Below are 15995 nucleotides of genomic sequence, written 5' to 3'. Positions count from 1 at the left end.
TTAAGGGGGATTTTTATTATGAAGATAATAAAATTAGTTGTAAGTTTTTTTATGTTAATGGCTATAGGCATGACAATATCTTATGCGGATACAAGCATAAATACTAGATATAATAAACTAATTAGTGCTCTTGAAACTTCAGAAGCTGATTTTAAATATTATAATATGAAAATTAATTCTGTTATAAATTATAATTTATCAAATAAAGAATTACATAATATTTTTCTAGAAATAATTAACAATCTAAAGCTAGATGAAAAAGGAATAAATTGGAATGAAAAAGGGTATGGCGATAAAATACAATTATGTGCTACTATAAAAGATAGCGATAAAGAAATTTCTATAAAAGGAATAAATAAAAATAATAAAGAAAGCTACATAATAGTTGACATATTGGACAACAAAGTATATAAACATAAAGAGGATATTTATAGTAGTGTAGAAAATGTGTTAAATAAATATTCATCTCAAGTAGATGTATCTGCTTGTGTTGTTGGAGAATACACAAAAAGGTTACAAAACCACAAATATGATGATATTTTACAAAAAATATTATATAATATGAGTGCTAAGCAAATAGATAAAGTGAAAGACGTAAACTTTTTATCTATGACAGCATATAGTAAAGTATTAAATGATGATGATTTAGAATATTTAGGGGAAAAAATCAATTTAAATATAGGAATTAAATATAATGAGGACGATGGAAAAACACTCATATATATTGCCACACCAATTATAAAATTAGATTATTAATTATGAGGAGATCAGAAAATATGGCTAAGATAATAGTAAAAAAGAGTAATCCACTTAAAGGTAGTGTTAAAATAGATGGTGCAAAAAATGCAGTTTTACCAATAATAGCAGCAACTTTATTAGCGAACGGGAAATCAACTTTAAATGGAGTCCCAAATTTGAGAGATGTTCATGTTATATCAGATTTATTGAGACATGTAGGAGCAGAAGTTGAATATAAAGAAAATATACTTACTGTTGATGCAAGTAATATAAAAACTTGTGAAGCTCCATATGAGCTTGTAAGAAAGATGAGAGCTTCTTTTTTGGTTATGGGACCATTACTTGCTAGATTTAATAGTACAAAAATTTCTATGCCAGGAGGATGTGCTATAGGAACGAGACCTATAGATTTACATTTAAAAGGATTTAAAGCTTTAGGTGCAAAAATAGAAATGGACCATGGTTTTGTTGAAGCTGCAACAGAAAAATTAGTAGGAAATAAATTGTATTTAGATTTCCCATCTGTTGGAGCTACTGAAAATATAATGATGGCAGCTTCTTTAGCAGAAGGAACTACAATAATAGAAAATGCAGCAGAAGAACCAGAAATAGTTGACTTAGCTAATTTCTTAAATGAAATGGGAGCAGATGTTAAAGGTGCAGGTACTAACACTATAAAGATAAAAGGTGTTAAGGAGTTAAAAGGAGCAGAACATAATGTAATTCCAGACAGAATAGAAGCAGCAACTTATATGGTTGCAGCAGCTATGACAAAAGGTGACATAACAGTTGAAAATGTTTTAATGGAGCATTTAAAGCCAGTTGTAGCTAAATTAAGAGAAGCAGGTTGTGAAATTACAGAGATGGACAATTCTGTTAGAGTAGTAGGTCCAAAGGTATTAAAGCCAATAGACATAAAGACTTTACCACATCCAGGGTTTCCTACAGATGTGCAAGCTCAGTTTATGGCTATGCTTACTGTAGCTAATGGAACTGGTGTAGTTATAGAAACTGTTTTTGAAAATAGATTTATGCATGTTGCTGAATTCAATAGAATGGGTGCTAATATAAAAATAGATGGAAGAAGTGCGGTTGTTAATGGAGTAGATGAATTACATGGTGCAGCAGTAAATGCTACTGATTTAAGAGCAGGAGCAGCGCTTATTTTATGCGGTCTTATAGCAGAAGGAGAAACTCAAATAGGAGAAATATACCATATTCAAAGAGGTTATGTTGATATAGATAAAAAGATAACAGCATTAGGTGGTCAAATCAAAATAGTAGAAGATTAATAATTGGTTTAGATAAGTAAGTTATAAATTGATAGGGTTGTTCATATACTTAAATACAAGGTTTTAAAAGCTAAGGAGGAGAGTATATGAAGAACCCATTGGTTGTTTTGTTAGGATTTGTAACTTGCTCTGTGTTAGTCCCTTCATTGATAACTTTAGTTTCTTACAAAAATGTGGAACTAACTGAAAAACCAGAGAAAGTAGTATCTATAAACAAAGCCATTAAAAAAAATGATATTAAAGATGAAAGTAAGAAAGAAGAGAAAAAGGTAGTAAACTATGAAACTGTAGACAAAAAAACACCAGTTATAAATGTCTATAATCACATATCAAGTAAAGTTGAAAAAATGGACATGGAAAACTATCTATGTGGAGTACTAGCTGGTGAAATGTCCTCGGATTTTGATATAGAGGCTTTAAAAGCCCAAGCTGTAGCAGCTAGAACGTATGTAGTATATAAGCAAGAACATGGGAAATCAAGTAAACATAAAAATGCAGTGGTATGTACTGATTACAAACACTGTCAAGAGTACAAGAGTTATGCTACTCTTAAAAAGTTGAATGGCGAAGAATGGATTAAAAATAAGTATTCTAAAATTCAAAACGCAGTTAAAGGTACTAAGGGGCAGATAATAACTTATAATGATAAGGCTATACTTCCTCTTTATTTCTCTACCTCTTCAGGGAAAACAGAGAATAGTGAAGAAGTATTTGCATCAAAATATCCTTATTTAAAATCTGTAGAAAGCCCATATGATAAGTATTCTCCAAAATTTGCATCAACACTTAAAATAAGCAATACAGATTTTGTCAAGAGTCTTAGAAAGTCTTATAGTAGTATTGTAATAGATGTGAATAATTTGAGTAAACAAGTTGCAATAACTAAAAGAAGCGATGGTGGAACTGTAGAAAAAATAAAATTAGGAAACAAAGAAGTAACAGGTAAAGATGTAAGAACTGTTTTTAACTTGAATTCTGCAAACTTTGATATAAAATTTGGAGAAGGATACATAGACTTTGTAGTAAAAGGATATGGTCATGGTGTTGGTATGAGCCAATGGGGAGCTGAAGGTATGGCAGAAGAAGGCTATAAATACTATGATATATTATCACATTACTATACTGATACAAAAATAAAAGATATATACTAATAATTGTATAAAATACCAAAAACACGTCAATAATCCAAATGTAGAAATATATTTGGAGGTGCGAAATGAAGAAAAAACTGTTAGAAAAAGATGGTTTTTATTTATCTTTATTTGTATGTGTTTGTTTATTAGCAGTAGGTGGAGTTTGGTTTACAAATAATAATGTAGATAAATTAGCTTCTAATAAAGGCATGATAGAAAAATCTAATAAAGATAGCGAAGAGGAAATACATTTAATTGAAAAAGATAAGAAAGATGCTATCCCTACTGCGACAGATTCAAAACAAAACTTAGAAAAAGCTAAGGCAAAAGAAGAAAATAAGTCAAGTACAACAAAATTAAATTACATTGGTGATAAGATAATAAGAGAGTATTCAGAAAAAGAACCTAGTTATTCTAAAACATTGGATGTTTGGGAAACTCATAAAGGTATAGATGTTAGTTGTACTAAAGGTAAAGAAATAAAATCTCTATTAAACGGAATGGTAGTAGATGTATTTGATGATGAAGAATATGGAAAATCAGTAAAAATAAAAAGCGACAATAATACTGTAGTAGTATATTCAAATCTAGATGAAAATGTTAGTGTTAAGAAGAATCAGAAAGTAACAGAAGGACAATCACTAGGTACTGTAGGAAGTACTTCTCAGATAGAAAGTGAAGAAGGTATACATGTGCATTTAGAAGCATATAATGGAGAAAAATCTATAGACCCAATGAGTCTAATTAAGTAAAAGCATAACAAGTTTAATCATATTTGGTTAAGCTTGTTATATTTTTTGGTGTTTTTACATATATATCATTAAAGCTATTATGTGAGGGGGGTAATCTTTGAGATCTCATATAGAGGAAAGAGCCATAGTGGTAGCAAAATATATACTTGAAAAAAACACTACAGTAAGACAAACAGCCAAGACATTTGGAGTAAGTAAAAGTACAATTCACAAGGATGTTACAGAAAGATTGAAGGAAATAAATCCATCCCTTGCCAAAGAAGTTAAAAGTGTGCTAGACAAAAATAAATCAGAGAGACATATTAGAGGGGGATTAGCAACGAAATTAAAGTATGAGAAGGAACATAAAAAAATGTAGGTTAAAAACCTACTTTTTTTATTACATTAAATTATTATAAGAAATATATTAGATAATTATAAATAGTAAAAGAATAATACCCTCAAAACATTTATTTTCTCTTGATTAAAGCGAGATTTTTGTATATGCTTTATTATAGGAGTATTAATAAATAGGCTTATAATATAATCTAATATATAAATGAAGGAGTTGAAAAAATGGCTGGAGCTGATATAGGCATAGATTTAGGTACTGCAAATGTACTTGTTTATGTTAGTGGTAAGGGAATCGTTTTAGAAGAACCATCTGTTGTTGCAATAGACAACAGAACAGATTCTGTTTTAGCTGTAGGAGAAGAGGCTAAAAAAATGATAGGAAGAACACCAGGTAATATAGTTGCAATAAGACCTTTAAGAGATGGTGTAATTTCAGATTATGATGTAACTGAGAAGATGTTAAAATCTTTTATAGATAAGATAGTTGATAAAAAGGGATTTGGAAGATTTTTCATGCCTAGAATTATGGTATGTGTGCCAACAGGTGTTACAGAAGTAGAAAAGAGAGCAGTAGAGGATGCAACTAGACAAGCTGGGGCTAGAGAAGTATATATCATAGAAGAGCCAATAGCAGCAGCTATAGGAGCTGGTGTAGACATATCACAACCTAATGGTAATATGATTATAGATATTGGTGGAGGAACTGTAGATATAGCCGTAATATCACTAGGAGGAGCAGTTGTAAGTGAATCTATAAAAGTTGGTGGAGACCGATTTGATGATGCTATAGTTAAGTACATGAAAAAACAACATAATCTTCTTATTGGAGAAAGAACAGCAGAAAAAATTAAGTTTGAAATTGGTTCTGCATTTAAGAGAGAAGAAGAAAAGTATATGAAAATAACAGGAAGAAATCTGATTACAGGTCTTCCTAGTTCTATAACTATAAACTCAACAGAAATGTTAGAAGCCCTTAGAGAATGTGTTGAACAAATAGTTGTTGCAACTCATGCTGTTTTAGAAAAAACACCACCTGAATTAGCAGCAGACATAGGTGATGTTGGTATAATAATGACTGGCGGAGGCTCATTATTATATGGATTAGATAAAATAATAGAACAGAGAACAGGAATAACTGTTACAATAGCAGATGAACCACTATCTTGTGTTGCGAAAGGAACAGGGATTGCTTTGGGCTCAATAGATTTACTTGAAACAGGTGGGTCTTTCAAAAGAAAATAATTAGGAGAGTTTAAAATGTTAAATATAGATGAAATAAAAGAACTAATACCACATAGATATCCATTTTTATTAGTGGACAAGATTACAGAGTTAGAAGTTGGAAAAAGAGCTGTTGGTATAAAAAATGTAACAGTTAATGAACCATTTTTTCAAGGTCATTTTCCAAATTACCCATTGATGCCAGGCGTGTTGATAGTAGAAGCTCTAGCACAAGTGTGTGGAGTGGCAATGATGTCTTTGGAAGAAAATAAAGGGAAATTAGGTGTATTTGCTGGTATTGATAAAGTTAGAATCAAGAGAGAAGTAAGACCAGGAGATACATTGACTATGGAAGTTGAAATGACAACGCTTAGAAGAAATATAGCAAAAGCAGATGCTAAAGCTTATGTTGGTGAAGAACTTGTCTGTAAAGGTGAGTTAATGTTTGCTCTAGTAGAGAAATAAAATTTTTAAGCATGAAAACAGAAGAATAAATATCAAAATAAAAAGGTAGATAATTTGGAGTATTTATTAAATTAAATACTCTATAGTATCTACCCTTTTAATACAAAAAATTTTATCAGTTACCTTATATAAGATTTAAGTAGATACCAATAGTGCTAAGGCTATTGTTTCAGCTAAGTCTAGTATAAAGCTAAGACGTATATTATTAAATGAAAGTCTGTTATTTTCATCAATTTTATCTACAATTCCTACTATAGAATAATTTCCTATTTGAGGTAGTTTTTTTCCCACACCTTTTCCAGGCAGGATAGGTCCTTCTCTAATCTGTATATTACCTATGTTACTCTGTGACCCCAAGCAAGCATCTATAGCCAAGAAGTTACCTTGTATATGTGTATTTTTTATAGTATCTAAAGACTCATATATATTTAAGGCGTGAATAGGGTTATCTAGTGTACCGTAAACGGGGTATTTAAATTTACTGTTTTTAAGTATTGTTCCAACTAAAGGGCCTAAAGTATCACCTATAGCCCTGTCTGTTCCTATGCAAACAACAATCGTATTTTCATTAATTATGGTTTTGAGAACTGAACTTAGCATCTGTATAACATCATCATCGCTGTAATTTACTTTAGCTAAATACAATAGGAACACCCCCTTCAAAAAAATATATGAATAAAAAACATTAAAAAGACCTAACTTTAAATTTCAGATAGAGATAATATTTTATTTGTCTCACAAAAAAAGTAATGGCAAAAATATGACTAAAAATCTTGACAAAATTTTAAAAAAATAGTAAGCTAATAAGGTAAAATAAAACTTAAATCTTGATTACCTTATCAAGAGAGGCTGAGGGATAGGCCCTGTGAAGCCCAGCAACCACCCAAATGGGAAAAGGTGCTAATTCCTGCAAGACAAAAGTCTTGAAAGATGAGGTCAGTTAATTAGTATGTGATTACGATTATTAACCTCTTCTTATAAGGAGAGGTTTTTTATTTTGAGTAAAATTTCTAAGAATTTAAGATAAGGTAAAACCTATAATAAAAATTAAGAATGAATAAGGAGGAACAAAAATGGCAAGACATTTATTTACTTCAGAATCAGTTACAGAAGGACATCCTGATAAGATATGTGACCAAATATCAGATTCAATATTAGATGCATTGTTAGAAAAAGACCCACAATCTAGAGTAGCTTGTGAAACTACAGTAACAACAGGCTTAGTTTTAGTAGCTGGAGAAATAAGTACATCTGCTTATGTAGATATACCTAAATTAGTAAGAGAAACAGTAAAAGAAATTGGATATACAAGAGCAAAATATGGATTTGACTGTGACACTTGTGCAGTTATAACTTCTATAGATGAACAATCTGGAGATATAGCTATGGGAGTTGATGAAGGTCTAGAAAGTAAGACTGGAGAAGAAATAGAACAAGAAATAGAAAAAGTGGGAGCTGGAGACCAAGGTATAATGTTTGGATTTGCATGTAATGAAACTCCAGAATTAATGCCACTTCCAATATCATTAGCTCATAAATTATCAAGAAGACTTACAGAAGTTAGAAAGACAGGTTTAGTTGATTATTTAAGACCAGATGGAAAAACTCAAGTTACTGTTGAATATGAAGGAAATAAAGCTATAAGAGTACATACAGTTCTTATATCAGCTCAACACTGTGAAACAGTATCAAATGATAAGATAAGACAAGATTTAATTGAGCATGTTATAAAATCAGTTATACCAGCTGAATTACTTGATGAAGATACTAAAATTTATATAAACCCAACAGGAAGATTCGTTATAGGAGGACCTCAAGGAGATACAGGTCTTACAGGAAGAAAAATAATAATAGACACTTATGGTGGATATTCTAGACATGGTGGAGGAGCTTTTTCAGGAAAAGACCCTACAAAAGTTGATAGATCTGCTGCTTATGCTGCTAGATATGTGGCTAAAAATATTGTTGCAGCTGGACTTGCAGATAAATGTGAGATAGAACTTGCATATGCCATAGGTATAGCTAGACCATTATCTATATTTATAGATACTTTTGGGACAGGCAAAGTTTCAGAAGAAAAGCTTGTTGAACTAGTAAACAAACACTTTGATTTAAGACCAGGAGCAATAATAAGAGATTTAGATTTAAGAAAGCCTCTTTACAAAAAGGTTGCTGCTTATGGTCACTTTGGTAGAACGGATATAGATTTACCATGGGAAAGAACTGATAAAGTAGAACAATTAAGAAAAGACGCATTAGGTGAATAATGCTTAGATAAGGAGCTGCTAGAATGTAATTTTAAAATTACGTTTTAGCAGTTTTTTATTTTATGATTAAATATATTTAATAAATACTAATTTTCAATCATATAATAAAGAAACGTTATTTAGTGAGATTAATATATTTCATTATATAATATTGCATTAAATTAATACATATTAGGAGACATATGTTAAAAACTGGTTAAGATTTCGTTAAGTAATGTTAAATAATTCAAAAAATATTGAAAAGCATCAATAATACAACTAATATAGTCTTAATAAACTTACATTAAATTTTACTTATTAAAAAATTTATTTTATTTAGGAGGGAGTAGTGTGTATGTTGGGTAAAATGAACATCAAAATGGTTATAAGTTTTGCTGGAGCATATGTAGCGACTGTAATAGGTTCTGGATTTGCAACTGGTCAAGAGATATTACAATTCTTTACGTTTTATGGGTATGCTGGTATTATAGGAGGAATAATATCTATGGTATTATTCTCATGGTTTGGAGCAGAAGTTATAGAAAAAGGGAGAGAACTAAAGCTTAAAGAGCCAATAAAGATTTATCAAGTATATTGTGGAAAATATCTTGGTACATTTTTTGAATGGTTTGGACCATTGTTTTTGTTTGGTACATTAGTAATAATGATTGCAGGAGCAGGAGCTACATTGTCAGAGTATTATGGGCTAAATCCATATGTAGGTAGAATTGGCATGGCAATCGTTTCCCTAATAACTGTATCTCTAGGTTTGACAAGACTTTCAAAGATACTAGGTAATATAGGTCCTATAATAATAATATTTACACTTTTAGTGGGAGCAATTAGTTTATTTAGTAATATTGGTGCTTTATCAAATGCAGGAGCTATAGTTGATAGTCTAAACGTTAAAACTGCTACATCAAATGGATATTTCTCAGGTGTACTTTATACTTGCTATAATGTAATAATAGTAATAACATTCTTGACAGGAATGGGAGCTTCAGCAGTAAATAAGAAAGATGCTGTATGGGGAGGTATAATAGGTGGAGTAGCACTTATGGCAGCAGCTATAATGATGAATCTAGCACTACTTTCAGATGTAGGAAATATATACACAAAAGAAATACCAGCTCTTTATTTAGCTGACAAGATATCTCCAATTATAGGTATTTTATTCTCAGTAGTACTTTTATTAGGAATATATACTACAGCTGTACCATTATTATGGTCAGTAACTAATAGATTTGTGGAAGATGACCATCCTAAATTTAAAATAATAACAGTAGTAGTAAGCATATTAGCATGTATAGGAGGATTATTACCATTTGATAAACTTGTAGGGACATTATATCCATACACAGGTTATATGGGAATTTTAATTTTACTATGTATGCTTTATCGAAGAATTACCAAAACTGAAGGATATAAGGAAAATAAATCTGAAGTAAATTAATATCAAAATAAATTTGTGAAATTTAATCTATGTTTTAGAAGCAAGATGGTTGAAATAAAATAATTATTTATATATGGTGCCTTTATTTTAAGGTACCATATTTTTAAGATGCAGATTTTTTTTGTTTCTGATAAAATGTATAATAGTTGGAAATTAAGTTAAGTATAAAAATATAGAAAAATTTTCTGATAGAATCCTATCATAGAACTTAATATATTTAAGTATACTAACATGCAAACGGAACAATTATTAGTATTTTTAGGAGATAAAAATGGAAAAATTAGAAGGAATGATAAGTGAAATAGTCTTTAAAAATGAAGATAATGGCTATACAATAGCTCATCTGGTAAATGAAAATGATGAAATTGTTGTTGTAGGATGTATGCCTACCTTAGCAATGGGAGAGAGTATAGAAGTTGAAGGTAAATGGGTAAACCACAAAATTTATGGAACTCAATTTGAAGTGAATAGTTTTATGCCAGTGAAACCATCATCTTTAGAAGGAATTTATGTTTACTTATCTTCTGGTATGATACATGGAATTGGCGAAAAAATGGCTAAGAGAATAATTGATAAGTTTGGTGTTGATACACTAGATGTAATACAAAATTACCCAGAAAAATTACAAGAAGTAGAGGGTATAGGCAGTAAAAAGGTAAAGCAAATAGTAAAGAGTTATGAAGAAGATAGAGAATTAAGAAACATAATAATAGAACTATCTCCTTTTGGAATAACACCCAATTATTGTTTAAAAATATATAAAAAATATAAAAGTAGTGCAATAGAAATTATAAATAAAAATCCATATCAGCTTGCTGAAGACATAAGAGGAATAGGGTTTAAAGTAGCTGATAGTATAGCTAATAAAATTGGCATAGATAAAAATTCTAAAGATAGAGTATGCCAAGGAATATTATATACCTTAAATAAATCCCTAAGTAATGGACATACATATTTACCAGAACATATTCTAATACAAGATTCGGAAAAATTGTTGGAGTTAAGTGGAGACATAGTAAAAGAATGTGTAATGATGTTGGTATATAATCAAAAAATACATATAGAAAAAGTGAATAATGAAAATCTCATATATCTTATGCCATACTACCTATCTGAAAATGGAGTATGTAGTCAAATAGTAAAATTGTCGCAGTATGAATTTGAAGATTTGAATATAGATATAGAAAATGAAATTAAAATTTTAGAAGATGATAAGAAAATTAAGTTAGCAGAGAAGCAAGTTTTAGCAGTTAAAGAATCTATGAACAGTGGAGTATTAATTATAACTGGTGGTCCAGGTACTGGAAAGACTACTACTATTAATGCAATTATAGATATATTTGAAAATAATGGTAAAAGCGTAACTTTAGCTGCTCCAACGGGAAGAGCAGCTAAGAGAATGAGTGAAACTTCTAATAAAGAAGCAAAGACTATACATAGATTATTAGAAATGGGATTTTCAACAGATGATGATTTAACATTTTTTAAAGATGAAGAAGATCCGATAAACTCAGATGTAATAATAGTCGATGAAGTATCAATGGTAGATATTATCTTAATGTATAATTTACTTAGAGCAATAAAATTAGGAACAAGAGTAATATTAGTTGGGGATAGTGACCAATTACCTTCTGTAGGTGCGGGTAATGTACTTAAGGACATGATAGACTCAAATATTATAAATGTGGTCAAATTAAATGAAATATTTAGACAAGCTCAAGAAAGTATGATAATTGTGAATGCGCATAAGATAAATAATGGCGAACCACTTCATTTAAATACAAAGGGAAAAGACTTCTTTTTTATAAGAAAATCAACGAATGAAGAGATATTGAATGAAATAATAGGTTTGGTAAATGAAAGACTACCTAAATTTTATAATGTTGATAAACTAAAAGATATACAGGTTTTATCTTCAATGAGAAAAGGAGAGCTAGGAGTTACCAATCTGAATATAGAGTTACAAAAGTATCTTAACAAAAAGGAGAAGTTTAAAGTAGAAGAAAGTTTTTCTAAAAGGTTGTTTAGAGTTGGTGACAAGGTAATGCAAGTAAAAAATAATTATACAAAAAAATGGGAGACAGAAGACCAAAAGGAAAGTGGGGAAGGTATATATAATGGAGATATAGGCTATGTATATTATATAGATAAAGATAAGAAAACTATTTACGTGCTATTTGACCAAACTAAAATTGTATCATATTTATATGATGAGTTAGATGAGATTGACCATAGTTTTTGTACAACTATACATAAAAGTCAAGGAAGTGAATTTCCAGTTGTAGTGATACCAATAACTTGGGCTCCTCCTATGTTATTAAGCCGTAATTTATTATATACAGCAGTGACAAGAGCAAAAAAATTAGTTGTGTTAGTTGGAGATGTGAAATATTTGGAATATATGATAAAAAATAATAGAGTAAATCAAAGATATTCAAACTTAGGATATAAGCTAAATAAATTCAAACAAGAAGGGCTGTTGATAGAGTAAATATGAAAATATGCAATGATAATTTTATTAAGAGTCTTAGAAATCTGATTAATAAATGTCTGGATTTTATTTATCCTGAAAATATAAATTGCATAATTTGTGATAAATCAATAAAAAAAACTAATACCTATTCAGTCTGTAAAAGTTGTTTTGATGAAATGAATTTTATACTAAATGGGTGCATAAAATGTGGAAAGCCAATCATACATCATTCGCTTGAAAAAGAATTTATTGAAGGATGTAGCTATTGTTTTGATAAAAGTTTTTATTTTGATAAGTCAATCTCCTGTATTGAATACAATGATATAACTAAAAAAATAATATTAGGATTAAAGTACAATCAAAAAACATTTATGGCTAAATACATAGCTCAAATAATGAAAGAAAAGTTGGATTTAGAAAATGTGAAATTTGATTATATATTATTTGTTCCACTTCATAGGAAAAGACTTAATAAAAGAGGATTTAATCAAGCACGAAAAATAGCTTTGAGTTTGAGTAAAATAATCAATGTTCCAATATTAGATTGTATATCTAGAGAAAAAAATACAAGGATGCTCTATAAGTTAAGTAAACAAGAGCGAAAAAAGGAATTAAAAAATGTATTTGCTGTTAACGAAAATATTAAATTAATAAATAATAAAAATGTACTTTTGATAGATGATATATTTACAACTGGCTTGACAACAAATGAAATATCTAAGATTTTAAAGTTATCTGGTGTTAATAAGGTTTTTGTAATGACTTTGCTTACAAGAGCAAATGACAACTATGTTATGGAATAATCTTATATATTGACAATTTTACTTTAAAATATTAAAATGAATAAGTGATATTTAGGTCTGTGGTTGAAAGTCCAAGCCAGTCGCAGGCAAAAGGATCCACGTAAGTTAACACTAAAAGTTGAGTTAATGAGCATGGTGCGGCTTAGAAGTAAGACCTACCGATAATAAAATCGAGAGAGAGTAGTAGTGCGGCGAACCCAAGCGAACCCTCCAGTAGGCGAGTGTGGGGTCAAAGACCAGGTCAGCTAAATATCATATTAAAAGAGAGCTAACATAATGTTTTTATGTGTAGCTCTTTTTTATATATAATAAATTTAGAATGAGTCATAAAGAGGTGATATATATGAACAAAAGACAAGAGAACTTGTTGACAGTATTGCTATTAAAAGAAGAATTTATAAATATCAATGAGATTGCTAACGATTTTGAGTGCTCAGAGAGAACAATAAGAAATGATTGTAAGTACATTGATGAATGGTTATCTACTTTTTGTAGTGCTTATATTAAAAGAAAGCCTAACATAGGGATTAAGTTTAGTGGAGATGATACGGATAAAATAGTAGTAAATCAGAAGTTAAGAGGTGAAGTTAAAAGAGTAAATAGTGAACTTCATAAACAAGTTGAGATATTGAATCTATTACTTTGCAATAATAAGAAAATTACCTTAAATGATTTATCCAATAAATTGTATATAAATAAAAATATTGTTAGAGAAGAAATAAATAAATTATCAGTAGAATTAAGTAATTATAATTTAAAAATTTCAACTAAAACAGGTAGTGGTATATGTATTGAGGGAAATGAGAAAGACATAAGGATAATGTTAGTGGCGTTCTTATTTAAATATATAGATAAATACAGACTAAACATGGATGAAATAGAATATTTCCATATGGTAGACATAATAGTTGTCAAAAATATAATGTCTATGATAGAAGATAAAATGGATATAAGACTTACAGATGTCTCATTCAGGCAATTGATGTTATTTTTACTTATAAATATCATACGAATAAGGTTAGGGAATTCTTTTGAAATATTAAATACTAAAAAAGAACTAAAATTAGAAATTCTTATATTAGATATAGAAAATGAGTTGAAATCCAGTCTGTCTATAGTGTTAAACCATGAAGAAAAATTATTTATAGAGTCACTAATACTTGGTATGAATAAACAAATAAATAGTAAAGATACTAAAAAATCACTATACCTTAATGAAGAATTATCAGAGTACACAAAAAGAATTATAAATCTAGTATCAGAAGAATCAGGTATAAACTTTAATAATGATATATTGCTTTATGACCAATTAATATGTCACTTAAATGTTACAATGCACCAAATGCAAAGTAATGTTTATTTGGAAAATCCACTTTTAGATAATATAAAAAATAAATTTTGTTTTTTATTTACAGTAATTTCAAATTCAATAGGAATTGAGCAAAAAGAAAAACAAATAACTGAAGATGAAATAGGTTATCTTACTCTTCACTTTCAAACATCTTTAGAAAGAAAAAGTAATAAGAGAGAATCAACTAAAAAAGCAAGTATCGTATGCCCATTTAGCTTTGGAGTAAGTATGTTACTAAAAGTAAAGATAGAAAAGAGATTTAATAATATAGAAATAGTTGAAACACTAAGGGAAGAAGATTTAAGAAGAGATAACTTCAATAAAATGATAGATTTTATAATTGCATTTCAAGAATATGAAAATGTACAAAAGCCAATTTTTATAACAACACCACTATTTACTGATGAAGATGAAAATAAACTCAAAGAATTTACCAACAAAATAAAAGAAAAAGATACATCATATAAACTTATGAATAGATTAATGATGTCTGATTATTTAATAAGAGAGCTAGAACATAATGATATTTATGAGGCTATAGCATACTTAACTAATTTATTAATCGAAAAGCATTATGCAGATAAGGAGTATTTAAATTCTATTATAGAAAGAGAAAAGGCATATCCAACTAATGTCGGGAAAGGAATATTGTTTCCTCATGGAGATATGAAATATATAAAACAATCTGTCCTATGTTTTGCAAGATTGAAAACACCAATAAAAATTAGAAATGGAAAATACATAAAGATTATACTTTTGTTAGCTTATAAAAAAGATGATGATAGAAAAGTATTTAGAGAATTATTCAAAGAAATATCTAAATTGACAGAAGATGAAAATATGCTTGATGTGCTAAGTAAATGTGATATTAAAAATATAAAAAATATTCTTATATAAATTTATATCAAAATGTGAATAAGCACAAAATTTTCCATGTAATGGAAAAAGTTGTGCATGTTTTTTTGTTTTTATAAGATATTATATATCTATCAGATAGAAATCAGTTAAAAGTAGACAAGTAATTTAGGAGGAAGAAATGGAAGAAATAGTATTAAAGATTATAATTCATGCTGGAAATGCAAAATCTATGCTTTACGAAGCTCTTGATTGTGCAAAGGAAAACGATTTTGAAAAGGCTGATGAATTAATCGAAAGTGCAAATGAAGAAATATTAAAAGCACATAAAGTACAAACAGAACTTATACAAAAGGAAGCAGGAGGAAATAAGTCAGATATATCTATCTTACTAATTCACTCTCAAGACCATTTAATGACTTGTATGAGTGAAAGAAACCTTATAAAAGAAATGATAGTGCTAAGAAAAGAAATTCAAAAACTAAAATAAAAAGTAGTTAAGGGGGATTTAAGATAATGAAGAGAAAAGTATATTTATTTTGTAGTTTTGGGATGTCAACAAGCTTACTTGCAGGAAAGATGCAGAAAGTAGCAGATGAACACAATTTACCAATAGAAGTAGAAGCATTTCCAATAGCAGAAATTGATAAGATAGTTGCAGAAAAGAATCCAGATTGTATATTGTTAGGGCCTCAAGTTAAATACATGCTAAAGGAGTTAAAGCCAAAGTTTGAAGCTCAAGGAAAACCTGTGGATATAATAAACGAAACTGATTATGGAACTATGAATGGAGAAAAAGTACTAAAGCTTGCTATAAAATTAATAAAATCTAAACAAGCTTAAAGGCTTAAAATATAGTAAAAAGATACTGAGAAATGAG

Annotated in this window: 15 protein-coding genes and 1 riboswitch; of the genes, 14 read left to right on the top strand and 1 reads right to left on the bottom strand. The window is 29.1% G+C overall.

Features of this window, described 5'->3' with window-relative positions:
- Positions 1 to 18 precede the first annotated feature (18 nt).
- The 7 genes from KGF36_RS09550 to fabZ all read left to right on the top strand — a co-directional run bounded on the left by KGF36_RS09550 (position 19) and on the right by fabZ (position 5934).
- Complete coding sequence (locus KGF36_RS09550; RefSeq protein ID WP_227827883.1) at positions 19 to 756, top strand: YwmB family TATA-box binding protein; 738 nt, start codon at positions 19 to 21, stop codon at positions 754 to 756.
- Positions 757 to 776: 20 nt separating this feature from the next.
- Entirely contained in the window at positions 777 to 2030 is a 1254-nt protein-coding gene (murA, locus tag KGF36_RS09545) for a UDP-N-acetylglucosamine 1-carboxyvinyltransferase (RefSeq protein ID WP_227827882.1), read from the top strand.
- Positions 2031 to 2116: 86 nt separating this feature from the next.
- Entirely contained in the window at positions 2117 to 3181 is a 1065-nt protein-coding gene (gene spoIID / locus KGF36_RS09540) for a stage II sporulation protein D (protein WP_227827881.1), read from the top strand.
- A 65-nt stretch (positions 3182 to 3246) separates the two neighbouring features.
- Positions 3247 to 3915, top strand: coding sequence for a M23 family metallopeptidase (locus KGF36_RS09535; RefSeq protein ID WP_227434544.1), 669 nt, complete (start codon positions 3247 to 3249; stop codon positions 3913 to 3915).
- Positions 3916 to 4012: 97 nt separating this feature from the next.
- The gene (spoIIID, locus tag KGF36_RS09530) at positions 4013 to 4273 is read left to right on the top strand and encodes a sporulation transcriptional regulator SpoIIID (RefSeq protein WP_044212029.1); all 261 of its coding nucleotides are present in this window, start codon (positions 4013 to 4015) and stop codon (positions 4271 to 4273) included.
- 197 nt (positions 4274 to 4470) lie between these two features.
- On the top strand, positions 4471 to 5490 hold the full coding sequence (locus KGF36_RS09525; protein ID WP_003425449.1) for a rod shape-determining protein: 1020 nt from the start codon (positions 4471 to 4473) through the stop codon (positions 5488 to 5490).
- Between the two features lie 15 nt (positions 5491 to 5505).
- Positions 5506 to 5934 (top strand): 3-hydroxyacyl-ACP dehydratase FabZ, encoded by a 429-nt coding sequence (gene fabZ, locus KGF36_RS09520; RefSeq protein ID WP_227483562.1) that lies wholly within the window; start codon positions 5506 to 5508, stop codon positions 5932 to 5934.
- 135 nt (positions 5935 to 6069) lie between these two features.
- On the opposite strand, the gene yyaC is transcribed toward fabZ, so the two are convergent.
- The gene (yyaC, locus tag KGF36_RS09515; RefSeq protein ID WP_161803358.1) at positions 6070 to 6579 is read right to left on the bottom strand and encodes a spore protease YyaC; all 510 of its coding nucleotides are present in this window, start codon (positions 6577 to 6579) and stop codon (positions 6070 to 6072) included.
- Positions 6580 to 6767: 188 nt separating this feature from the next.
- Positions 6768 to 6871: riboswitch (SAM riboswitch) on the top strand.
- 136 nt (positions 6872 to 7007) lie between these two features.
- Between yyaC and metK the strand changes: the two genes are divergently transcribed.
- From metK to KGF36_RS09480, 7 genes are all read left to right on the top strand, one after another.
- The gene (gene metK, locus KGF36_RS09510) at positions 7008 to 8201 is read left to right on the top strand and encodes a methionine adenosyltransferase (protein ID WP_227827880.1); all 1194 of its coding nucleotides are present in this window, start codon (positions 7008 to 7010) and stop codon (positions 8199 to 8201) included.
- Positions 8202 to 8535: 334 nt separating this feature from the next.
- The gene (locus tag KGF36_RS09505) at positions 8536 to 9633 is read left to right on the top strand and encodes a hypothetical protein (RefSeq protein ID WP_227827879.1); all 1098 of its coding nucleotides are present in this window, start codon (positions 8536 to 8538) and stop codon (positions 9631 to 9633) included.
- A gap of 271 nt (positions 9634 to 9904) precedes the next feature.
- Entirely contained in the window at positions 9905 to 12124 is a 2220-nt protein-coding gene (locus KGF36_RS09500; RefSeq protein ID WP_227827878.1) for an ATP-dependent RecD-like DNA helicase, read from the top strand.
- A gap of 2 nt (positions 12125 to 12126) precedes the next feature.
- Complete coding sequence (locus KGF36_RS09495) at positions 12127 to 12909, top strand: ComF family protein (protein ID WP_227827877.1); 783 nt, start codon at positions 12127 to 12129, stop codon at positions 12907 to 12909.
- Between the two features lie 343 nt (positions 12910 to 13252).
- The gene (locus KGF36_RS09490; RefSeq protein ID WP_227827876.1) at positions 13253 to 15157 is read left to right on the top strand and encodes a BglG family transcription antiterminator; all 1905 of its coding nucleotides are present in this window, start codon (positions 13253 to 13255) and stop codon (positions 15155 to 15157) included.
- 139 nt (positions 15158 to 15296) lie between these two features.
- Positions 15297 to 15605, top strand: coding sequence for a PTS lactose/cellobiose transporter subunit IIA (locus tag KGF36_RS09485; RefSeq protein WP_227483559.1), 309 nt, complete (start codon positions 15297 to 15299; stop codon positions 15603 to 15605).
- Positions 15606 to 15631: 26 nt separating this feature from the next.
- Entirely contained in the window at positions 15632 to 15958 is a 327-nt protein-coding gene (locus tag KGF36_RS09480; RefSeq protein WP_227434553.1) for a PTS sugar transporter subunit IIB, read from the top strand.
- Positions 15959 to 15995 lie beyond the last annotated feature (37 nt).

Source organism: Clostridioides sp. ZZV14-6009, from assembly GCF_020658095.1.
Taxonomy (GTDB): domain Bacteria; phylum Bacillota; class Clostridia; order Peptostreptococcales; family Peptostreptococcaceae; genus Clostridioides.
This window is presented reverse-complemented; position numbering and strand designations above follow the sequence as displayed.